At 46.1% G+C, this 22,231-nt stretch carries 16 protein-coding genes; 5 read left to right on the plus strand and 11 right to left on the minus strand.

Annotated features, from left to right (window positions below; translation table 11 throughout):
• Window positions 1-6: 6 nt before the first annotated feature.
• Complete coding sequence (gene acnA, locus CWI81_RS04855; RefSeq protein WP_126784137.1) at window positions 7-2,679, minus strand: aconitate hydratase AcnA; 2,673 nt, start codon at window positions 2,677-2,679, stop codon at window positions 7-9.
• A gap of 277 nt (window positions 2,680-2,956) precedes the next feature.
• Between acnA and tesB the strand changes: the two genes are divergently transcribed.
• A complete protein-coding gene (gene tesB / locus CWI81_RS04860) occupies window positions 2,957-3,820 on the plus strand; it encodes an acyl-CoA thioesterase II (protein ID WP_126784139.1) in 864 nt (287 codons plus the stop codon).
• A gap of 28 nt (window positions 3,821-3,848) precedes the next feature.
• On the opposite strand, the gene CWI81_RS04865 is transcribed toward tesB, so the two are convergent.
• Together CWI81_RS04865 and udk are read right to left on the minus strand one after the other, a co-directional pair.
• Window positions 3,849-5,057 (minus strand): NupC/NupG family nucleoside CNT transporter, encoded by a 1,209-nt coding sequence (locus CWI81_RS04865; protein ID WP_126784141.1) that lies wholly within the window; start codon window positions 5,055-5,057, stop codon window positions 3,849-3,851.
• A 12-nt stretch (window positions 5,058-5,069) separates the two neighbouring features.
• A complete protein-coding gene (gene udk / locus CWI81_RS04870; protein ID WP_126784142.1) occupies window positions 5,070-5,702 on the minus strand; it encodes a uridine kinase in 633 nt (210 codons plus the stop codon).
• A gap of 189 nt (window positions 5,703-5,891) precedes the next feature.
• Here udk and CWI81_RS04875 point away from each other — a divergent pair, with 189 nt between their 5' ends.
• On the plus strand, window positions 5,892-8,672 hold the full coding sequence (locus CWI81_RS04875) for a M16 family metallopeptidase (protein ID WP_126784144.1): 2,781 nt from the start codon (window positions 5,892-5,894) through the stop codon (window positions 8,670-8,672).
• Between the two features lie 65 nt (window positions 8,673-8,737).
• Here CWI81_RS04875 and CWI81_RS04880 read toward each other — a convergent pair whose 3' ends face one another.
• Window positions 8,738-9,193 carry a DUF3429 domain-containing protein gene (locus tag CWI81_RS04880; RefSeq protein WP_126784146.1) on the minus strand — a complete coding sequence of 152 codons (456 nt, stop codon included), beginning with the start codon at window positions 9,191-9,193 and terminating at the stop codon, window positions 8,738-8,740.
• 67 nt (window positions 9,194-9,260) lie between these two features.
• On the opposite strand from CWI81_RS04880, the gene CWI81_RS04885 reads away from it, so the two are divergent.
• Complete coding sequence (locus tag CWI81_RS04885; RefSeq protein ID WP_126784147.1) at window positions 9,261-10,589, plus strand: DASH family cryptochrome; 1,329 nt, start codon at window positions 9,261-9,263, stop codon at window positions 10,587-10,589.
• Between the two features lie 7 nt (window positions 10,590-10,596).
• Here the strand turns inward: CWI81_RS04885 and CWI81_RS04890 are convergent, their stop codons facing one another.
• The 7 genes from CWI81_RS04890 to CWI81_RS04920 all read right to left on the minus strand — a co-directional run bounded on the left by CWI81_RS04890 (window position 10,597) and on the right by CWI81_RS04920 (window position 19,055).
• Window positions 10,597-11,505, minus strand: a complete 909-nt coding sequence (locus CWI81_RS04890; RefSeq protein WP_126784149.1) for a GGDEF domain-containing protein — start codon at window positions 11,503-11,505, stop codon at window positions 10,597-10,599.
• Between the two features lie 15 nt (window positions 11,506-11,520).
• Window positions 11,521-13,113, minus strand: coding sequence for a sensor domain-containing phosphodiesterase (locus tag CWI81_RS04895; protein ID WP_126784151.1), 1,593 nt, complete (start codon window positions 13,111-13,113; stop codon window positions 11,521-11,523).
• Window positions 13,114-13,171: 58 nt separating this feature from the next.
• Window positions 13,172-13,726: a DUF6436 domain-containing protein gene (locus CWI81_RS04900; protein ID WP_126784153.1), complete on the minus strand. Its 555-nt coding sequence runs from the start codon at window positions 13,724-13,726 to the stop codon at window positions 13,172-13,174.
• Complete coding sequence (locus CWI81_RS04905) at window positions 13,719-15,203, minus strand: methyl-accepting chemotaxis protein (protein ID WP_126784155.1); 1,485 nt, start codon at window positions 15,201-15,203, stop codon at window positions 13,719-13,721. Before CWI81_RS04905 ends, CWI81_RS04900 begins: the two co-directional genes overlap by 8 nt.
• Window positions 15,204-15,301: 98 nt before the next feature.
• Entirely contained in the window at window positions 15,302-16,660 is a 1,359-nt protein-coding gene (locus tag CWI81_RS04910; RefSeq protein WP_126784157.1) for an MBL fold metallo-hydrolase RNA specificity domain-containing protein, read from the minus strand.
• Window positions 16,661-16,666: 6 nt separating this feature from the next.
• The gene (locus CWI81_RS04915; protein ID WP_198678640.1) at window positions 16,667-18,070 is read right to left on the minus strand and encodes a GGDEF domain-containing protein; all 1,404 of its coding nucleotides are present in this window, start codon (window positions 18,068-18,070) and stop codon (window positions 16,667-16,669) included.
• A 70-nt stretch (window positions 18,071-18,140) separates the two neighbouring features.
• Entirely contained in the window at window positions 18,141-19,055 is a 915-nt protein-coding gene (locus tag CWI81_RS04920) for a M14 family metallopeptidase (RefSeq protein ID WP_126784161.1), read from the minus strand.
• 124 nt (window positions 19,056-19,179) lie between these two features.
• Between CWI81_RS04920 and CWI81_RS04925 the strand changes: the two genes are divergently transcribed.
• Both CWI81_RS04925 and CWI81_RS04930 read left to right on the plus strand, forming a co-directional pair.
• Window positions 19,180-20,361 (plus strand): MFS transporter, encoded by a 1,182-nt coding sequence (locus tag CWI81_RS04925; RefSeq protein ID WP_126784162.1) that lies wholly within the window; start codon window positions 19,180-19,182, stop codon window positions 20,359-20,361.
• 86 nt (window positions 20,362-20,447) lie between these two features.
• Complete coding sequence (locus tag CWI81_RS04930; RefSeq protein WP_126784164.1) at window positions 20,448-22,226, plus strand: diguanylate cyclase; 1,779 nt, start codon at window positions 20,448-20,450, stop codon at window positions 22,224-22,226.
• The last annotated feature ends 5 nt before the right edge of the window (window positions 22,227-22,231 follow it).

A 22,231-nucleotide genomic window follows, 5' to 3' on the forward strand; every position in this document is an offset into this window, starting at 1 on the left:
AAACTTTTAGTCTTTAAGCATTTGCCGCAACACGTAATGCAAAATACCACCATTTTTGTAGTAACGCATTTCGTTTCCGGTATCAATACGGCATTTAACCTGGAATTTCACTTCCTCACCGTTGTTGCGCTTAGCCACTACATCGAGTATCTGACCTGGCTTCAAATCTTTATTCAATCCTAAAATTGAGATTTCCTCTTCACCAGTAAGGCCATGCTCTTCGACACCCTCAGCTTCGTCGAACTGCAGTGGTAAAACGCCCATGCCAATCAGATTAGAGCGGTGAATACGCTCATAGCTTTCAGCAATAACGGCTTTTACACCGAGCAGACGAGTACCTTTAGCAGCCCAGTCACGGCTAGAACCGGTGCCATATTCCTTACCGGCAAGCACGACAAGTGGCGTATCATTTTCCATATACTTCATGGCCGCATCATAGATGGCCATCTGCTCGCCCGTAGGGATATACTTAGTGTAGCCGCCTTCGACATCATCCAACATTTGGTTCTTAATACGAATGTTGGCAAAGGTGCCGCGCATCATGACTTCGTGATTACCACGGCGCGAACCATAAGAGTTAAAGTCTTTAACGGCAACCCCATTCTCCTGCAGGTATTTACCCGCCGGAGCGTCTGCTTTAATCGCACCTGCTGGCGAAATATGGTCAGTGGTAATAGAATCAGCAAACACGGCTAATACATTAGCACCTTTAATGTCCTGCAGCTCTTCAAGTGGTTTATCAATGCCCTCAAAGAACGGCGGATTTTTAACGTAGGTGGAGTCATCCTGCCAATCATATACCTTGCCTTCGGCAACGTTAATTTCACGCCACTCTTCATCACCTTCGAACACTTCCGCATATTCTTTTCGGAACATTTCGTTGTCGACAGTTTTGACCGCTTCAGCGATTTCACTGGTCGTCGGCCAGATGTCTTTAAGATAGACATCGTTGCCGTCTTTATCGGTACCCAGCGGATCTTTGCTTAAGTCAGTACGAGTTGTACCCGCCAGTGCATAAGCCACAACTAATGGTGGTGAAGCCAACCAGTTGGCCTTCACTTCTGGGTGCACACGACCCTCAAAGTTACGGTTACCCGAAAGTACTGACGACACTGTTAAGTTGCCCTCGTTAATAGCCTCGGTAATTTCATCGTCCAGAGGACCCGAGTTACCAATACAAGTTGTGCAGCCGTAGCCAACTAAGTGAAAGCCAAGGTCTTCCATATATGGCGTAAACCCTGCTTTCTTCAGGTAGTCGGTGACTACTTTCGAGCCTGGAGCAAAAGATGACTTGACCCAAGGCTTCCGATCTAACCCTTTTTCAATCGCTTTTTTCGCTAATAAGCCTGCGGCCATTAGCACACTCGGGTTCGACGTATTAGTACAGGAGGTAATGGCAGCAATCACGACATCGCCGTGGCTTAGACTGTAATCCTGTCCTTTAACCGGCACTTCCTTATCCGTTTCGTTCGCTTGTCCATTGTTTTCGAGGATTAGATCAAAGTTGCTACCCAGTTGCTCCATGTTCACCCGATCCTGAGGACGTTTTGGACCTGCCAGTGACGCTGTTACCGTCCCTAGATCTAGTTCCATGCCGTCAGTAAACTCAGGCTCGTTGTCGTTACGGCGCCATAACCCTTGCTCTTTACAGTAAGCTTCGACCAGATTCAGTGTTTCTTCATCGCGACCAGACAAACGCATGTAATTAATGGTTTCGTCATCGACTGGGAAGAAGCCACAGGTCGCACCGTACTCAGGTGCCATGTTTGAAATAGTCGCACGGTCTGCTAATGGCAAGTTATCTAAGCCAGGACCATAGAATTCGACGAATTTACCCACCACGCCTTTCTCACGCAGCATTTGCGTTACCGTTAATACCAAGTCAGTAGCGGTGACGCCTTCTGGAAGTTTTCCGGTCATCCGGAAACCAACCACTTCTGGAATCAACATCGATACCGGCTGGCCCAGCATTGCTGCTTCGGCTTCGATACCACCAACACCCCAGCCTAGCACGCCAAGCGCGTTAATCATGGTGGTGTGAGAGTCAGTACCAACCAAGGTATCCGGATACGCGACTGTTTTACCGTCTTCTTCTTTGGTCCAGACGCTTTTACCAAGGTATTCTAAATTAACCTGGTGGCATATACCGGTGCCTGGCGGCACTACCCGGAAGTTCTCGAACGCGCCCTGCCCCCATTTTAGGAACTCATAGCGTTCTTTATTGCGGTCCATCTCCATCCGCACGTTCTGTTTAAACGCTTCTGGTGTGGCATACTTATCCACCATAACCGAGTGGTCAATAACAAGATCCACTGGCGACAATGGATTTATAATCTCTGGATTGTGACCTGCTTTATTGACGGCATCTCTCATTGCCGCCAAGTCGACGATTCCGGGCACACCGGTGAAATCCTGCATCAATACGCGAGCTGGACGATATTGAATTTCACGATCGATCTTCTTCTTCTTGAGCCAGTCGACCATTGCCTGCAGATCGTCATGAGTAACCGTTTCACCGTCCTCATTACGCAATAAATTCTCTAGCAAGACCTTCATCGACGCTGGAAGCTTGTCGATATTTCCTAATGACTTGGCTGCCTTAGGCAAGCTGTAATAGTCGTAACTTTTGCCCTTAACATCCAATGTACTTAACGTATCCAGACTATTTTTGCCTGACATAGTACTCTCCCATTCGCATTGAGCGTTGATTGTGCTGAAAGGTTTTTATTTGAATCCTGACTTTAATATAGCCAAAGGAAACCTCTTCAGCCATACCTTTTATTGTTTACAGTCAAACATAAACGACCGTATCACGCCAGCCGCGTCGGCCCTCTTGTTTGAAGATAAATACCTATTTTTACTATTAATTGTGTTTATATTGGATAGTCGTTAAAGACGAAATCAGATCAATTCGATACACTAGACAAAGGATTTCAGGGTCACAGGAACAGCGTCAATGAGCCAAGTATTGGATAATTTATTAAACTTATTAAAGTTAGAAACGATCGAGCAAGGACTTTATCGCGGTAATAGCCAGGATTTAGGCTTCGGCGCGGTTTTTGGTGGGCAGGTTATCGGCCAGGCGCTGTCTGCCGCAAAAGAAACTTTGCCTTCTGAACGGGTTGCTCATTCATTTCATAGTTATTTTTTGCGTCCCGGTGATGCAAAAAAACCGATTGTCTACGATGTCGAAGTTATCCGTGACGGTAACAGTATCTCTACCCGTCGCGTCAAAGCCATTCAAAACGGTAAACCAATCTTTTATATGACAGCCTCGTTTCAGAGCGACGAGCCTGGCTTTGAGCACCAGGATACCATGCCCGAGGTTCCGGGACCTGAAGGATTGGTGTCCGATATGGATATTTATCGACAGCATCAGGACTTAATCCCAGCCCCGATTCGCAACAAGTTTATATGTGAAAAGCCCATCGAGATGCGGTTTGTTACTGCTTATAACCCGTTTAAACCAGAAAAAGATGAGCCAAAACGTTACGTGTGGCTAAAAGCTAACGGAGATATGCCGGATGACCCCCGGGTCCATAAATATATGCTGGCTTATGCGTCCGATTTTAATTTTTTACCAACAGCATTGCAGCCACATGGCGTTAGCTTCGCTCAACCTGATATGCAAGTTGCCACAGTCGACCACGCGATGTGGTTCCATCGTCCTTTTCGGATGGATGAATGGTTACTCTATGCTATTGATAGTCCGTCAGCGAGCGGTTCACGCGGACTCGTACGGGGCCAGATTTATAGTCGCGACGGTACTCTGGTCGCGTCAACCATACAAGAAGGGGTTATGCGTAAGAAGCAGCGCTAGGCTGCTTCTTTTTGCGTGCCTGAGTCAATTAGGTCAAGGACACAAAGAAACCGGCGATAGCAGCACTCATCATGTTAGCCATGGTCGCCGCTAACAATGCCCGCATACCCAGCCGGGCAATATCATGCCGACGACTAGGTGCCATTCCGCCAAGTCCACCTAATAAAATTGCAATAGACGAGAAGTTCGCAAAGCCACACAGTACAAAGGTGATAATGACTTGAGAGTTCTGACTCAATTGCTCTTTGTAATTCACGAAATCTAAATATGCGACAAACTCATTGATTACCAGCTTTTGACCAATAAAGCTGCCCGCTAACTGAGCTTCGTCCCAGCTTACGCCCAACACATATGCAACCGGCCGGAATACGTAACCAAAAATTTCCTGCATGGTCAGTTCAGGATAACCAAACCAGCCACCAACCCAGCCAAACATGCCGTTAACCAGAGCAATTAAGGCAACAAACGCCAGCAACATGGCACCTACGTTCATCGCTAACTGCAGGCCACTTGATGCGCCAGAGGCCGCTGCATCAATAACATTGGCCGAATTATCTTTTACTTCAACTTCTTCCAGATCATTACGCGGCTGCTCGCATTCCGGAATCATCATTTTAGCCATCAGAAAGCCAGCAGGTGCTGCCATAAAGCTTGCTGCAATAAGGTATTTAAGTTCGACACCAACACCCGCATAACCGGCTAACACCGAACCCGATACCGAACTCATACCACCGACCATGACCGCAAACAACTCACTGCGCGTCATGGTACCGATGAAAGGCCGCACCATCATCGGCGCTTCGGTCTGCCCCACGAAAATATTTGCCGCTGCCGACATTGATTCTGGCCGACTGGTTTTTAGCAATTTTTGCAGACCGCCGCCAAGCACGCGAATGATCCACTTCATGATCCCCAGGTAATAAAGAACCGAAATTAAAGAGGAGAAAAATACGATGACGCTGAGAACCTGAATGGCGAATACAAAGCCAAACTCCTCTGACGCTAGACCGCCAAACAGAAAGTTTATCCCAGCCTGGGTGTAGCCAATTACCGTCGATACCCCTTGCGCAAAACTAAACAGCATTTCGCGGCCAATAGGTACATACAGAACAAACCCGGCCAGTGCCACCTGTATAGAAAACGCACCGATAACGGTGCGCCAGCGAATCATTTTTCGGTTTGTTGAGAATAAATACGCAACAAAAAGAATTACAGCAATGCCGAGCAAACTATTCATAGAAGACCAACTTTATTCCGCCAATAACTGGCGTATTTTTGTTTTTATAATGTCGATAGCGATTTCATTTTGACCACCACGAGTTACCACCAAATCTGCATATTGCTTCGACGGGAAAATATGATCAAAAAAGGCCGGGCGTACATACTGTTCGTATTGCTCTGTTACCGACTGCAAGGTACGACCACGTTCTTCGATATCCCGTTTTATTCGACGCAGTAAACACACGTCTAAGGGTGTGTCCATAAATACTGCAATATCAAATTCTTCTCTTAACGCAGGATCAGTCAACAATAAAATGCCTTCGACCATGATGACTTTTGCCGAAGCAACTTTAATCGTGTCTTCCATTCGCGTATGCGACGTATGGCTGTATTGTGGCATCTCGACAGATTTACCCGCTCGTAACTGCTGAATATGCTGTAACAACAAATCATGTTCGAACGCAGAGGGCTGATCATAATTAGTCAACACGCGCTGTTCCATCGTCATGTGGCTCTGATCGCGGTAGTACGCATCCTCGGCTAAAATTGCGATGCCATCGGTGCCAAGCTCCGCTACCAGCTCCTGGTATACGGTAGAAGCGAACAAGCTTTTGCCAGAAGCTGACGCACCAGCAATTGCAATAACTGTCGTTTTACTCACAAGCGTGTGTTTTCCCTTTAGCGTTTCAGACCGCGCGCAATTATCCTTGATTGTGATGACAATTAAAAGCCTAGCGGTAAATTTGCTTTGTCTAATTTCGTTACAATTTTTTAACCCATTTACCTATAGTTATACAAGCACCCTCGTTATAGTAACAACGCACAATTTCATTAAGGACAACAAATAACGATGAAAATGATTAAAACTTTAACCGCGGTGGCCGTTAGTACGGCGCTATTAGGTGGTTGCCAGATGACCCAGTCGACAGCTGGCGAACCGTCAACATCTCAACAAACAAGCCAACAACAATTCCCGCAAGTAGAAGTAAACTACGAGACGTTTACTTTGGATAATGGTCTAACGGTCGTGGTCCACGAAGATCGTAAAGCACCAATTGTTGCCGTTAATGTTTGGTACGCCGTTGGCTCTAAGGATGAAAAGCCCGGCAAAACGGGTTTCGCTCACTTGTTTGAGCACTTAATGTTCAATGGTACTGAAAACTACGATGATGAGTATTTCGGCCCGTTTGAACGCGCTGGTGCCACCGAAATGAATGGTACCACCAATAATGACCGTACCAACTATTTCCAGAATGTACCGACTCCAGCTCTAGATATGGCGTTATGGATGGAATCTGACCGGATGGGTCATCTCTTAGGCGCCGTTACTCAAGATAAACTCGATGAGCAACGTGGTGTCGTTCAAAACGAAAAACGTCAAGGCGAAGCACAACCTTACGGAAGAGTATGGGGATACCTGGCAGAACAGACATTCCCTGAGGGGCACCCCTACTCATGGTCCGTCATCGGGTCAATGGAAGATTTAAATAATGCTTCTTTGGATGACGTTCACCAGTGGTTTAAAGACTACTATGGTGCGTCCAACGCGGTCGTTGTTCTAGCCGGCGATATCGATGTCGAGACAGCCAAAGAAAAAGTCGAGAAGTATTTTGCCGATATCGACCCCGGAAAACCACTGCAAAAGCTGCAAGCGTGGGTAGCCAAACGTGAAGGCTCAAAACGCGCTTCAATGAAAGATGATGTTCCTGCATCGCGCATTTATCGTGTTTGGAATACGGCCCAGATTGGCACCGCAGATGCTGAGTATTTAGGATTGTTATCCGATATTTTAGCGAATGGTAAAAACTCTCGCCTATATCAACGGTTAGTTTATGACGAACAACTAGCAAGCTCTGTTGGCGGCTTTCAGTTTAGTCGTGATTTAGCAGGTCAGTTCTTTATTACCGCCGATGCCAAGGCAGGAGTCGAGCTTGACCGCATCGAAGCAATTATTGATGAAGAACTGAATAAGCTATTAACCGAAGGTCCGACTCAAGAAGAACTGAGCCGAACTAAATTCAGTACCACGGCACAATTTGTTCGCCAGGCCGAGAAAGTCGGTGGGTTTGGTGGCAAATCTGACATTTTAGCGTCAGGCGCGGTCTATCATAACGATCCCGGTTTTTACCAACAAGAAATGGATTGGATTAAAGGGGCTACCGTTGCCAACCTACAAAAAGCCGGACAACGTTGGTTAACTGATGGCGATTTTGTCTTGCACGTAGAACCACGCGGTGACTATCAGGCAGGCGAAGCTCAAGCAAGCCGTGAGCAACTACCGGAAATTGGCGATTTGCCAATGCTCGATTTGCCAGAGCTTAAGACGTTTGAACTGTCTAACGGGTTGGAAGTCTACCTCGCCGAGCGCAGCGATACACCAACCGTCGAAATGAACCTGGTATTCGATGCTGGCTACGCTGCAGATGCCGGTAACAAACCGGGAACCGCCAGTTTTACCATGTCGATGTTAAAAGAAGGCACCGAAAATTATGGTCCAATGGAGCTTTCAGCACGTCTTGACAGCCTGGGAACAAGTCTGTCAGCCGGCGCGTCACTGGATAGTTCAAATGTTCGTATGGATACACTAACAGTAAATCTAAACGAAAGTCTGGACCTAATGAATGAAGTACTGCAGTCTGCAACCTTCCCTGCAGAAGAAATTGAACGCAAACGCTCTAACTGGATAGAGAACATCCGTAAAGAGCAAGCGAGGCCACAAACTCAGGCGCTGCGCGTAGTACCAGGGCTAATGTTTGGTGAAAACCACGCGTATAGCCAGCCATTAACAGGTTCTGGCACGGTCGAATCGATTGAGTCATTAACCCGTGATGATTTGGTGCAACATGCAAATACCTGGATGCGTCCGGATAATGCACGTCTGGTTATTGTCGGCGACACCACAGAAGATCAAGTTAAGCCATTGCTCGAGCAAAAGTTCAGCAGCTGGCAGGCGCCAGAGTCGGCCTTACCAACCAAGCAGCTTGATACTCCTGAGCCGCAGTCAGACGCGCGTGTGTTCTTGATCGATAAGCCCGGAACACCACAGTCGCTGATCATTGCAGGTCAGTTGGCACCTTCAGGTACCGTAGAGAACGCAGACACTATTGATGTTATGAACACCATATTGGGCGGCAGCTTTACCAGCCGTTTGAACATGAACCTGCGCGAAGATAAAGGCTGGTCCTATGGTGCTCGGTCAATATGGTTGGATAATTTGGGACCGGGTTTGCTGATTGCGTTAGCCCCTGTACAAACCGATAAGACTAAAGAGTCTATTGAGGAAATTGTTAAGGAGTTTACTCAGTACGAAGGTTCTGATCCTGCAACCGCGGACGAACTGGCAAAAGTTAAAGCCAACAAAACGGCGAAGTTGCCAGGCGCTTATGAAACCAAAGGCGCGCTTATTGGAGCTGTTACCGAGACCTTAAATAAAGGTAAGGACATGCAGTACCTTGAAGCTTATGCCCAACGCATCGAGGCTATTGACCTGGACAGCGTTAAGCAGACAGCCGATTCAGTGCTGCGTCCTGGTGCAATGACTTGGGTTATTGTTGGTGATTTAGAACAAATCGAAGACAAAGTCCGGAACCTAAATTTAGGCGAAGTGACTATCTTAGATGGCGTAAAATAACCATTAGTTAGTTATATTTTTAAAGCGGCATCAGCTAAACACTGGTGCCGCTTTTTTCTTGGTCGTTAGAAAATATGATTACCCAGTACCAATAGCTGGCAAACAATTACACCTGCGGTCAAAATTAGACGCATAGGATAATAACCGGACTGCGTCGTCATCAGACTGCCTCTGGCAAGCACCCGTTCGAACGTGAGTACCAGAGCAAACCCAACCATTTGAATCAGTAGCGCCCAAAACACACTATCAAGCAGCAAGCTAAACCAAGCCAGCAACGCGAACGCATTACTTAACACCAGTAAACTATTGGTCGGTTCACTGTCAGCGCGGTGAATCGCTCTTCCCCACAAAATCCCCGCTAAAAAGCTTAAAATAATAGCCCCGTAAGTGAGCAGCAGTGTCATTGGTGCAACCGGTAAAGGTAACTTAACCCCCATTAACTGGGCTAAGGAAAACACCAGAAAGGGAATTAACCCGGCAAAGCCGAGTAGCTGCATAATTTTTGTTTTTGCTGTACCCATATCACACGTCCATTTTGGTTTTTATTTCGTAATTTATAACGATAATTCCGCTAGTTAAGTTTAAATTATGACAAAAAAATACCAGCGCGCCCTATATTGGTTCTCGCACGATCTACGACTCAACGACAATGCTGCTCTAACCATAGCACAGCAGCAATGTGAGCGACTCGCTTACTGTTATGTTATCGATAGGCAAGCCCTCACTAGGGGGCGCTACGGTATGCCCTCTTTAGGTAAGCATCGTCTGCGTTTTATTATGCAGTCATTAGCCGAGCTAAAGCAGCAATTAGCCGAGGCCGGGCACCAACTTATCGTGCTTAACGGCGAACCACTTGAGGAGCTTAGTGCGTTAATTAGCCAGTACAGTCTGGACGCGGTGTTTGGAGCAAGGACTGCCGGTATTTACGAACAACGTCGTTGGCAACAACTGGCGAAAAGGTTTCCCTATCTGAGCTTTCAGCAAATTGACAACTCCACCTTATTTGCAGAACAGCAGCTGCCTTGTTCCACTAATGAACTGCCCGCTAGTTTTAGCCAGTTTCGTAAACTGGTCGAGCCGCTTTCAGACTCACTGCCCAGCAAGCAACTTTATAACCCGAACTTTAACCACAAGACGCTGGTGATCAACAAGCATCATCAACTGCCGCAACTGCCGGAACCATCCGGAGCTTTAGTCGAGGGTGGCGAACTTGCCGCAGCCCAGCATTTACAGCAGTACTTTAGCAGCTCCGCCCCTGCCCGTTATAAACAAACCAGGAATGCCTTAGAAGGTTTTGATCAATCAACCAAACTTTCCGCATGGCTGGCTGCTGGTAATCTTTCTCCACAACAAGTGGTTAATCGGGTGCGTGACTATGAACAACAATATGAGGCTAACGACTCAACCTATTGGATACTATTTGAATTACTCTGGAGAGATTACTTTTTTTGGTATCTGATCCGTCACCAGCACAAAGTTTTTAGCTTTAAAGGTTTGAGTGATAAACGACCCAAAACCAGTTTTTATCCGGGCCGTTTTAAACAATGGTGTGAGGGTAATACTCCCTATCCTTTAGTGAATGCCTGTATGAAGCAATTAAATGAAACCGGCTATCTGTCAAATCGTAGCCGTCAAATCGTGGCCAGTTGTTTGATTAACGAATTGGGTATCGACTGGCGTTACGGGGCAGCCTATTTCGAGCAGCAACTTATTGACTATGATGTAGCCTCAAACTGGTGCAACTGGCAGTATATAGCAGGCGTTGGCGCGGACCCTCGAGGGGGGCGTCAATTTAATTTGCAAAAGCAGACCAGTCAATTCGACCCTGAGGGTGAATTTATAGCGCGCTGGCGAGGCGATAAAACATCAGTGCTCGATCATAATGACGCGGCTGATTGGCCGGTGGTTAATAATTAACTGCGATTTATTGGGATTGCGCCAGTACTACTGCGTTTTTCCCCTCACTTTTCGCCTGATACATGGCTTTATCCGCCATATCGATAATGTTTTCTACGGTATAGCATTTTGATAGCTGGTCACACTGACACAGGCCAATCGATAAAGTTACCGGCAAATGTTCCGATTCAATGCCGGTGACTAGCTGAGAGCGCAGCCGTTCCATCATTTGCAACGCATTATCAGCTGAAATCATCGGGTGGATTGTGGCAAACTCGTCACCACCTATCCGGGCAATATGGTCCGAATGACGACTGCAATTAGTAATAAGCCGGGCAATAGACTGCAGCACCTCGTCACCGTATTGGTGACCAAACTTGTCATTAACCTCTTTAAAGTCGTCCAGATCAATAAACCCAACAGCAAATGGCGTGCCCTGCTCTGCCAACTGTTGTAATTCATCGTTTAACTGAGCGACAAATGCTCTGCGATTCATTACCCCAGTTAAGTGATCCGTCAGGGCCTGACGCTTCTCATACTCAAGTTCGCGGCGAATCTTTTCTTCAGCCTGTTGTTGCAGCGTATAGTCACGCACAATGGCGACCCCGAATAACTCACCATCGACATCCATTTGATTCAGCATAATGTCCACATAAAACTCGGCACCATTACGTCTTACAGCGGGAAAACGTAAACCGTTACCCATTGAACGTTTACCCGGGTGTGAGAAAAAACTGCTCAAATGTTGATCATGCTGCTTACGAAACTGTTCCGGAATCAATTGATTTAATGGCAAGTCAATAAGAGTGCTCGACGTATAATCGAACATGTTTGCCGCCGCTTCATTAGCCGCTACAATATTGCCTTCACAATTAATAACGATAGCTCCATCAGGAATGATTTCTAGAAACTCCCGGAATGTCCTTTTTACTTCCATTGACCAAACTTCCCTTTAATTAAGCCATTTAGATAACTGCGGAGCCGGCTTGCCGATGTAATAGCCCTGCAAAAACTCGATTTGCTGTTGCGTCAAATAACCATTAACCGCCTCATCTTCAACGAATTCAGCCACCATCGGAATATTCATTTCTCGGCAAATACTAATCATTCCAGTCAAAATACTGGCATTACTCTTATCACTTAAAATATTGCGAATAATACTACCATCGATTTTCAAATAATCCGGATGCAACTGAATAAGCCGGGAAAAATTCGAGTAGCCAACTCCGAAATCGTCAATGGCGATTTTTCCGTTACGCAGGCGAACTTGCTTGGCAAAGTCCTCAACGGCGCTAAAATCTTCAGTTGACTCAGTCTCAGTAATTTCAAAGATGAGCTGAGCAGATTTATGCGCCTCCAGTGTATCAAGCATAAATTCAACAGTTTGTGGATTAAGAATATCTTCGATGGATATATTAACCGAAATCGCGACATTATGTTGTTCGGATTGAATCACCGCTTGCTCTATCACTGAGCGGGTTATCTGACTGTAGTAACGGGTCGTCTTTGCTTTGTCGAGGAACATACCCGGAGGCAAATCAATGCCATTGTCACGCATTCTTACCAAAGCTTCGAAATAATCAACATTCTTGCCATCACTGCTTTTGATCGGTTGGTAATAGTTAATAAAATCGTGGTTATCCAGCGCCGCCTGTATTTTTGGCATCCAGTTAACTTTGTTGCTGTTAACGAATTCGCGCTCCTTAACACATTCAATGCGATCGCCGGAAAACACTTTTTTCGCCTTTGCCAGCGCACTTTCAGCCAACTGCACTAACTTTTTGCGACCTACCCCCATGCCCAGCGCAATATCAATCGCCACGTCGCCACCGTTTATCTGAAACTGAGTGGACGATAGTGCCTGATAATAATGTTTTAAATGCAATTCGAAAACGCTGGGGATCATTCTAAAGTCGGCGACAATAGCGAATTTATCCCCGTATAAGCGATAAATCTTTAAGTGTCTGTCATTTAAAAATTGCGCAGACCAAAGACTAAAAGCACGTAGCAATTCATCACCAAATTCCAGCCCGTAAAAATCGGCAAATGAACGAAACTTTCTAATATCCAGAATGGCCAAACATTGCGCATTGGTGGTTTTTATATCGTTCAATAAATCCACCCGAGTAGCTAAACCTGTGACCGAATCGAAACGAGTCTCGCTAAGCAACTCATCCAGGTATACCTCTCGCGACACATCTTGCAATAGCAGCACAATTTCAGAAAGTTTATCCTGCGTATCGAACAAAGGAATTGTAAGGCACTGAAACCAAGCACCCTGGGTTTGCTGTGTCGCTAATTTTATAATGCCATTCCAGCTCTGCTGGTTACTAACGGTATACTTAATACGATCTTCGAGCTGCTCGCGATGGGCGGGATCAACAAATTGTTTGAGCGCCTTACCGACAAGCGGCTGATCGGTATTCAGCCGGTTTTGTAAAGACTCACTAATGAAGATGACTCTGCCCTGCGCATCTAAGCGAATACACAAAGCTGATGACTCCAATGCTGACACATACTGGCTCAACAAATGATGATTTCGCACCACACGATCCCTTAAATGCGTAAATTGTTATTATATCGTTACTGTAACCTGAGAGTCATTAAAATGCGACTGGACAATAACAGCCTTTTGCCGCGAGGTTGATCCAACCAGACTGCTTTTGGCTATGCCGCGCGTTTACCAGCGGTATCAACTGCTCAACAAAACTGGTTTCGGTATTACAAAAAGCACCATCGGCATAAGGTCCCAAATAGACTAAATGTTCGTTTTGATTAAAAATTATAATAGCTGGCGTGGCTGGAATATAATTTTGTAAAGCAGATATTTGGTCGATATCGAGCTGATAATTATGGCCCTTATTAGCGCTGACTTGTCGTTTTACTTGAGCCTGGTGGCCTTGAGTTCGCCAGTTACAGCGACAATCTTTCTGATTAATGTGAAAAACTGCGCCAGCTAATTCATCGGTATGTTTTCTTAATTGAGCTTTTAGCTGCTCAGTAAACCCCTCGTCAGCTATTCGTGTTTGCAGCCGGCCAGAGCCATCAAACCAGGTCAGTCGAGCATCGAGCAGCCACCACAATCCAACCAAAATGATAGCAAACCAGCTTACCACCAGCACCACCAGCCATGGTTGGTTTCGCTTTCTATTACACATCAAACCTGGAAACACGCTGTTTTAAGCGCTTTGCAACATCCGCTAATTCTCTGGCTTTATCATCATTGGCCTCAACCAACTGCAGTTCCTCGTGTGATAAAGCGGTAAGGGCCTGGGCCGAATTCGACATTTCTCCCGTAGCCGAATTTTGTTGTTCGGTCGCAAATGCCACTTGCTCGATGCGGTCTGCCATACTCGCCACTCGCTCACTCACGCGTTCAATTAATTCCTTTAAGTCTGAAGACAATGATACGCTCTGGTCTATTTTACTCGACGCATTACTCACTTTGCTAACCGACAGCTCTACTTCCTCAAGTATTTGCTGAGAAATATCGCTAATTTCTTTGGCGTTGCGTTCAGTCGTCTGAGCCAAACTTCTCACTTCATCCGCAACCACAGCAAAGCCACGACCATGTTCACCGGCTCGCGCGGCCTCAATGGCTGCATTTAACGCCAACAAATTAGTTTGTTTGGTAATGTCATTAATCGCTGTAACCACCGTATTGATACGGCTGCTTTTTTGCTCCAGAGACTGAATGTGTTGATTCGCCTGATCGATCGTTTCGCGAGCTGAGACGATCTCTGCATTAACCTGTTGCGTGTAGTCAACGGCCTGACTGCTTGTGTCTAAAGATTCATTGGCTGCTTCCCGGGCTTGCTGCGCCTGATCCGAAATCGAGGCAATGGTACTGCCCATCTCATCAATAGCGCTAACGATTCGTTCGATTTGTGCCGCTGAATTTTCGCGTTTACCGGTTAGGGTCCGCGTGTTAGTTGTCAATTCATCAGAGTTCTGATTAACCGTAGAACTCAGATCATACGTCTCAGCAATACTCTCGCGGACGGTATTAATTAAGTCAGCAAATCGCTGTGTTTCGGGATTATCGGCAACTATTGAGGTCTTTAGGTTTATCCGTTGCTTATCACTGACAATAGTTTCTATCGCTGACTTTATCGTTATTGCCGTTTTCGCCTCAACATAGCTCTTATGCGAAATAAAGGCTAAAACTGCGCCCTCGGCAACGGCAAAGCTCGCATGAATGGCTAAAATACCCAGCGTCACATAGCCTTCAGCAAAAATATAAACACCAACATCGTTTAGCTGCAGAACAAAAAACAGTACATGATGAACGGCAACAACCGTCACGCTGGTTACCAAAACTTTCCAGTCTCGGTAGTAAATCAAAAATGCTAATACCGCAAAAATTTCAAAGTGCATTTCAACCAGCCCCATCGTCTGGTCAATATGCAGCGCGGTAATTAGCTGTATCGCCGCAGCTACCGTATGCCGGGTTATTGGCTGATGCGGCAACCAGCGGATTAACGCAAGAGGCAAGGAAACAATCACCAATGACAGACCAACGGGTAATAACCATTCGCCCGTGAAAAAACAAATCAGGACGGTAATCGCCAACTGACTTAACAATACACCGGTAAAGACACGGTTGGCGGACAGAGTCCAGGGATAAGCAGACATTAAATAACCTCACTGCGTTAAAGTCAGAGGCTAGTACGTAAATAACTCAGTGACTGGATTAATTACCTAGTATATTTGTAGATGTTTTTTTAACCCACCTATAGATGATAAACCCCCTGATAGTCGGCAATATCAACATCAAAGTTAGTGGTCTGATTTAAATGGTCGCGGAAGGATTCCATTGCATCCGGTTCGCCATGAATTAGTTGAATTGGAGTTCCCGCTCGCAAATCCGATTGTTTTAGCCAGTCGCTTAACTCACTATAGTCTGCATGAGCAGACAACCCATCGAGTTGCCGTACCCGCGCTTTTACCGGTAACCACTGGCCGTGCAGTTTAATCGACTCAACGCCCTGCAGCATCTTCGCACCCCGTGTACCACCCGCTTGATGTCCGCTAAACAGCACGGTACAACGATGGTCAGTAAGCCAGCGTTTAAAATGATGCAAAATACGTCCGCCAGTGGCCATGCCACTACCCGCAATAACGATATGCGGCCCCGACTGCGAGGCAATAGCCTTAGACTCATCCACCGACCGCGTGTAAATAACTTTATCAAAAGAATGCTGACATACGCTGTCTGATAGTTTGTGCAGTTGGTGATGACGACGATAGATCTGAGATACATTAATGGCCATGGGCGAATCCAGGAAGATTGGCTGACGCGGAATGTCCCCCTGATCCATTAATTTAACCAACAAATACTGTAGCAATTGTGCGCGACCTACTGAAAAGGCGGGAATCAACAAAACACCACCGCTACTGCTACATTCATTGACTACATCAGCCAGCTGCTTTTCTGCACTCTCAGTTTTATCATGCTGGCGGTCGCCATAGGTCGACTCCAATAATAGCAAGTCGACCTCAGGCAATGGTGCGGCCGGATACATCATAACGTCTTGCGGCCGTCCTACATCTCCTGAAAATGCAACGCGCTTGCCTTCTGCCTCAATGATGACCGAGCTGGCTCCTAAGATATGTCCTGCTGGTTGTAATGTTATATTAATATCACCAACGGCAAAACTTTGACCAAAACTCACCGATTGAAATAACTTCATGCTGGCCAGTGCCATGGCTTCGTCATACAGCGGTTGTGGGGTCTTATGTTTGCTCAATCCGTGCTTACCCAGGAATTTAGCATCCTCTTCCTGGATACGGCCGCTGTCGGCCAACAAAATATCGCATAAAGCAGTGGTCGCCTCTTGCGCAAAAATGGGACCACGGTAACCTTCTTTATAAAGCACCGGAATAAAGCCTGAGTGGTCAAGATGCGCGTGGGTTAGGACCACCCCGTCAACTTCATTAATTCCCATTGGCAAGGGCTGCCAATTACGTTTTCGTAGCCATTTGTAGCCTTGAAATAAACCGCAATCAACCAATAACCGGGTATTTTCAGTCTCAACCAGATATTTAGAGCCAGTTACCGTTTCTGTACCGCCTAAAAAAATAATCTTCATCGAACCTTATCCCCTTGCTACGCAATTTCTGCCTGCGCGTTTGGCATTCAGTAGCGCCTGATCGGCTCTATCGACTGCTTCCATAATATGCTCACCAGCCGCAATCTCAACAATGCCAAAACTGCAACTTACATGAATGTCTGGAACCGACACTTTAAGGCAAGCGATTGCTTTTCGCAGACGTTCGGCGGTTTCTAACGCTTCGCCTAAATTTGTAGTGTTTAGCATCACCATAAACTCATCGCCGCCAAAACGCCCAAGTAAATCTCCATCACGCAATTGTTGTTTAACCGTTGCGGTAACGCCGACCAGAACTTCGTCGCCAACAATATGACCGAAGTTGTCATTAATATGCTTAAATTTATCAACATCAAACAACAACAATGCGGTTGGTTTTTGTTGATACTTTGCCTGGCGCAGTTGCTGCTGCAACCGCTGCATAAAAAACTCACGCGAAGATGCCTGAGTGAGTCCGTCTTTAGACACTCGTTCAGTTAACACTAAATTACTTGCTACCAGCGTTGGTACCGAAACTCCGAACCAGGCGCTGGCAGCAATCACGGTAATGGCAAACTGAAACACCAGCGCATAATTCATTAACTGCAACAATGGCACCAGACTCGCGAGTAGAAAACTAAACAAGGTTATCGCCAGAGCGGTATAGATCGCCGGTTCTGTATAGGCGATCCATAAAAAAGGTAAAATTAAGAAGAATACGGCAAACGCCGCTTCCTCACGCTGGCTGTAATTAACCAGCAGCAGACTGACAAACAATAGACCAAGGATGAGAGAAAGTTTGCCAACAAATGAACGGTAGTTTCTGTCGGAGACTGCAAAGGTAAGCCCTCCCAGCCATTCCTCGAGTTGCGGATAGCGCCAGCTAATAACAGCTATAAATATAGGCGCTAATACAATCACTTCGGTTAAGTCACCAATCCACCAAGGCAACCAGGTATCCCATATTTCTGCCCGGCTCAATAAGCCACTTTCAGCGATGGTTAATGTTCCTAACCAGGAAACCACCAAAGAACTTAAACAGGCAAGTAATAAAAAGTTAAGGACGGTGGTGGTGATTCCACTATCTTGCAAACGGGTCATTTGCCATCGTAGCAGCAAGGCACCGACGAAATAAGGGACCACATGTGCAAAAAAGAATCCGACTCCAGCCTTAGCCAGGCTTAGTGGGCCGGCGTCCAACTGGTAAAGAGAAGCCATCCAGAATGTTGAGACAATACTGGCGACAAATAGTGTGGGGATAGCCCGCCAGCTCATTACCAGCAATGCAGCAAATGTTAAGCCAGCTGGCGGAAACCACAGACTGGCGTGCTCACTGTACTCCATTAACGCGGACAGCCGCCACAGGGCTAGCCATAAAACTAAAAGAAGCAGTGATCGAAATAGTAAACGCACGTTATGAATTATAGGTTAGTTGAATGCTATAATTCATAACGTAGCACTTTGTTAGGTAGTTACCTAGATTTTATTGTAAGAATTTTAACGCGCCTACGACTGCGGCAACCTGCGCCCGGTTGCACTCTTCTGGCGTCGCTTTAGGACTATCTGGATACACTTCGGTGGTGGTTGTGTACATAGCATTGGTTAAGCTGATACATAGACCTAATTGATTAACCGGAAAGCTAATTAACCCATGCAGATCAACCGGCGCACCAATTAGTTTGTCCTCCTCATCGGCGTCCGCGATATGAGTAACCTCGGACACTTCTTCTAGCACCGCTATCTGAAATTCTTGCTGTAAATTTTCTGAATTACCCACCAGGTAAAATCCGTCTGGAATATTCCAGTTGGTGTTCACCTCTCCTTCTCTAGCCGCTTTAGCAGGGCGAAACTCGGAGTTATCAGTATCGGTTGTCTCATGCAAATCAATATGAGCTAAGAAGTCCACACCTAGCTGGTCAAGATAAGACATAACCAACGCACATTCCTGCGCCGGGCTGTCCTGTATGAACGAACGATTCGGATCGACAGTATCTGGATTCCAGCGATTAATGGTTTCGTATCCCCATGGACTCAGGCAGGGAAACACAACAATATTAAAATCATCGCTGTACTCCTGCATTTGTTCTTCAGCAAATAGTAATGCTCCCTGCACTCCACTGGTTTCATACCCATGCACACCGCCAGTCACTAACACAGCTGGCTTTTCTTCATCCCAGTTTTTAGTTTTGATAACAAACAGTGGAAACGTAGCGTCCTGATAATTTAACTCGCCGTATTGTTCTACTTGAAAGCGGTCTTTTAACGCGTCGATTTTTGCCACGACTTGCTCTTGATACGAGCGTTTTTTAGTTTGCTGGGCAAGCCACTCAGCCTTTTCTTGTTCACCCCAAGGTTTACCTTGCGTTCCAATTGGATAAATCGCTGTCTTATCGTTCATTACAATATACCTCGTTACTACTAATAATATCGCTCACTCTATCATAAACAACAAAGTGGATAGCGCTAATAGCTGTTCTGCGATAAACTTTGCGGCCATTAATCAATAGCCCTATTAGCCACCAATGCCCAATTCAAAATTAACAATCGGTTTCGCCATTTTTGCTATGGCCATCGGTACCTTTGCTATTGGTATTGGCGAATTCGTCATGATGGGTTTACTGCCGGATGTTGGTCAGGAGTTTTCCACCAACTCACAACAAACCGGCTACCTGGTTAGTTTATACGCATTAGGGGTGGTTATTGGAGCACCACTAATCACCGTTATTTTTGCCCGTGTTCCTAAAAAACTGCTGTTGCTGATACTGATGCTGATTTATGCGGCAGGCAACATCGCAAGTGCTAATGCCTCGAGTTTTATCGAGTTGCAATGGTGGCGGTTTCTCACTGGATTACCGCATGGTGCTTATGGCGGTATCGTCTGTTTAATGGCGGCGGCAATGGTGCGGAAGGATCAACGAGGCATGGCGGTAACCATGGTAATGATGGGCTTAACCATTGCTATTTTAGTCGGCAATCCGGTAGCCACTTGGTTTGGTCAGCTTTTGGACTGGCGTTGGGTGTACCAGGGGGTCGGTATTACCGCTTTAGCCGCCGCAGTTTTAATTCTGCTGGTGGTGCCAGCCTACCCAGAAAAAAATCGCACTCGAACACGCACAGAACTTAGCGCCCTAAAGAACCATCAGGTTCTGCTAACACTTGCAATAGGCAGCATTGGATTTGGTGGTATGTTTGCAGTATTAAGCTACCTAGCACCTACGCTACTCGAAGCAACTCAAGTTTCTGCCGCCTGGATACCCGTTGCGCTATTAGTTTATGGTATTGGCTCGCTAACGGGCAGTTTGGTTGGCGGTTGGGCCACTGATGTCAATATAAAATGGGCCATTGGCGGGTCGCTAGGCTGGTCAATGCTGGTGCTATTAGTTTTTCCTTTTAGTATCGAAAAACTGGCAACTATTTTACCCATGGTATTTTTGCTGGGATCTACCGCAGCCCTTGTTCCAACCTTACAAGTTCGCCTGATGGATGTCGCTGGTGAAGCACAAACATTAGCGGCGTCGTTAAATCATGCGGCTTTTAATATCGCCAACGGTCTGGGTGCCTACTTGGGTGGGCTGGCTATCGTTTCCCCCTGGCAATGGCAAGGCACTGGTTGGGTCGGCGCACTGCTTGCTGGCTCCGGGCTTGTTTTATTTTTTATTACCAAACATCACAGTCGCAAAAACAGCTACGCGGAAAGCCTTTAAGTCATCAATTAATATTTAAATGACAGTTTTTAAACTGTTAGATTACTGCTAGTATCGGCTCATTAACAAAAATATATCATTTAGACATGATCGACGTACGCAAACTTTTTGTTCTATTCATGCTTGTTTTAGTCAGTCCTTTTGTCGCTGCGTCGACCTGGGCCTCGGCAAACAGCGCCAACTTGTATTTGAGCGGCAGCCTCGACGAAGTTCAGTTGACTCACTATTCACGCGTACTCTATGACGATCGCGGGCAACTGTCATTAGCCGATATTCAGAAAAATACTGAGCAATTTGTCCCCGTGTTAAAGCCAGCCCAATTACACCTTGGCTACTATGACGGTACTGTCTGGCTTTCAAATGTTATTACCAATACTTCAGACGATGAGCTATTAAAAGTTTTATCCTTTGATTACGCTAACCTGGATAAAGTCTCGGTATATGTTGTAAACGAAAACGGTAAGTTAGCCAGAGAAATGCAGTCCGGGTCGCACGTGGCGAGCGACAAACGTACCTTACAAAACCGTCACCCCTCGTTTCCTTTAACCATACCGGCAAAACAAACAGTTCAGGTGTACACAAAAATTGAGAGCAATGGTAGTTTAACCGCTTTTCACCGGCTCTACTCTCCGGCAGTCTACGATTCCACCTTCAGTACCGAACTATTCTGGATATCACTATACTGCGGCATGCTATTTGCGCTGGGGCTTTATAACCTTTTACTCTTTATCTCGTTAAAACAAAAAACCTTTCTTTTTTATTCCCTTTTTGTATCCAGCTTCCTGATTGGCACGTTGTCAATGAACGGTATTGGCCCGCAACTATTTTGGGACCACAGCGCCTTAAACGTTAACCGAGTTATGGCGTTTGGTTTCTGTGCCGCTGGGTTTACTGCAACGTTATTTGCACGGGATTTTTTAAACCTAAAACAAAACAATCGATTTTGGTATCGAGTTACATACTTGCCATTGTTTGTATCCGGCAGCGGACTGATCGGTGCCATCCTGCTCTCCGCACAAAACGCATTGCTATTATCCGATTTCAACGGGTTAGTCGCCGGGGTGGTACTGCTGAGCTGCGGCATTGGTTGTTTAATAAAACGGGTACCCGGTTCAACACTGTTTGTCATCGCCTGGACATTGTTACTCTCAGGGGCAACCATTCACGCGCTGCGCAACCTGGGAGTTCTGCCAACGCACTTCTTCACTTTGTACGGAATGCAAATAGGGTCCGCGCTGGAAATGATTCTGTTGTCATTTGCTATCGCCGCCAAATTTAACCAACTAAAACAAGACAAAGAACGAGCCCAGGAAGGCATGTTAACCGCACTAAAAACCAACGAAGAGCAACTTGAAAATAGAATTGCTCAACGGACCTACGAACTTGAGCAAATGGCAAAGCATGATGGCTTAACCAACCTATTTAACCGTAATGGACTTAACGAAATACTCTCTAAAGTCATGCAAAGCTGCGATTCGGCGGCGACACCAGTGACATTATTTATGTTAGACGTTGATGAGTTTAAACCGATTAACGACAACTATGGTCATGACGTTGGGGATAAGGTACTCATCGTGTTAGCTGATAGAATCCAAAGTGCAATCCGCGACTGTGATGTGGCTGCACGTTTTGGCGGTGATGAGTTTATTATTGTCACTGACAGTTTGCATGACGATGCTGAAATAACCCAGTTTATTGAACGTCTGCAAAAACACCTTAATCAACCGATTCAGGTGCGCCGGGATCTGTCGTTAACCGTATCAACAAGCATTGGCTACTATCGGGCAACTACCCAGTTGTCGGTTAACGATTTATTAAAACGCGCGGACCAGGCAATGTATGAGGTAAAGAACCGTCAGCGTTAAAAAAT

It is taken from the genome of Idiomarina seosinensis (genome assembly GCF_003987275.1).
Classification (GTDB): Bacteria; Pseudomonadota; Gammaproteobacteria; order Enterobacterales; family Alteromonadaceae; genus Idiomarina; species Idiomarina seosinensis.

Coding starts and splice junctions, on each gene's coding strand:
- CWI81_RS04890 (WP_126784149.1), bottom strand. CDS start 11,505: ATGGAAGTAAAAAGGACATTCCGGGAGTTTCTAGAAATCATTCCTGAT.
- CWI81_RS04930 (WP_126784164.1), top strand. CDS start 20,448: ATGATCGACGTACGCAAACTTTTTGTTCTATTCATGCTTGTTTTAGTC.
- CWI81_RS04875 (WP_126784144.1), top strand. CDS start 5,892: ATGAAAATGATTAAAACTTTAACCGCGGTGGCCGTTAGTACGGCGCTA.
- CWI81_RS04925 (WP_126784162.1), top strand. CDS start 19,180: ATGCCCAATTCAAAATTAACAATCGGTTTCGCCATTTTTGCTATGGCC.
- CWI81_RS04910 (WP_126784157.1), bottom strand. CDS start 16,660: ATGAAGATTATTTTTTTAGGCGGTACAGAAACGGTAACTGGCTCTAAA.
- CWI81_RS04880 (WP_126784146.1), bottom strand. CDS start 9,193: ATGGGTACAGCAAAAACAAAAATTATGCAGCTACTCGGCTTTGCCGGG.
- CWI81_RS04905 (WP_126784155.1), bottom strand. CDS start 15,203: ATGTCTGCTTATCCCTGGACTCTGTCCGCCAACCGTGTCTTTACCGGT.
- CWI81_RS04865 (WP_126784141.1), bottom strand. CDS start 5,057: ATGAATAGTTTGCTCGGCATTGCTGTAATTCTTTTTGTTGCGTATTTA.
- CWI81_RS04920 (WP_126784161.1), bottom strand. CDS start 19,055: ATGAACGATAAGACAGCGATTTATCCAATTGGAACGCAAGGTAAACCT.
- CWI81_RS04885 (WP_126784147.1), top strand. CDS start 9,261: ATGACAAAAAAATACCAGCGCGCCCTATATTGGTTCTCGCACGATCTA.
- tesB (WP_126784139.1), top strand. CDS start 2,957: ATGAGCCAAGTATTGGATAATTTATTAAACTTATTAAAGTTAGAAACG.
- acnA (WP_126784137.1), bottom strand. CDS start 2,679: ATGTCAGGCAAAAATAGTCTGGATACGTTAAGTACATTGGATGTTAAG.
- CWI81_RS04900 (WP_126784153.1), bottom strand. CDS start 13,726: ATGTGTAATAGAAAGCGAAACCAACCATGGCTGGTGGTGCTGGTGGTA.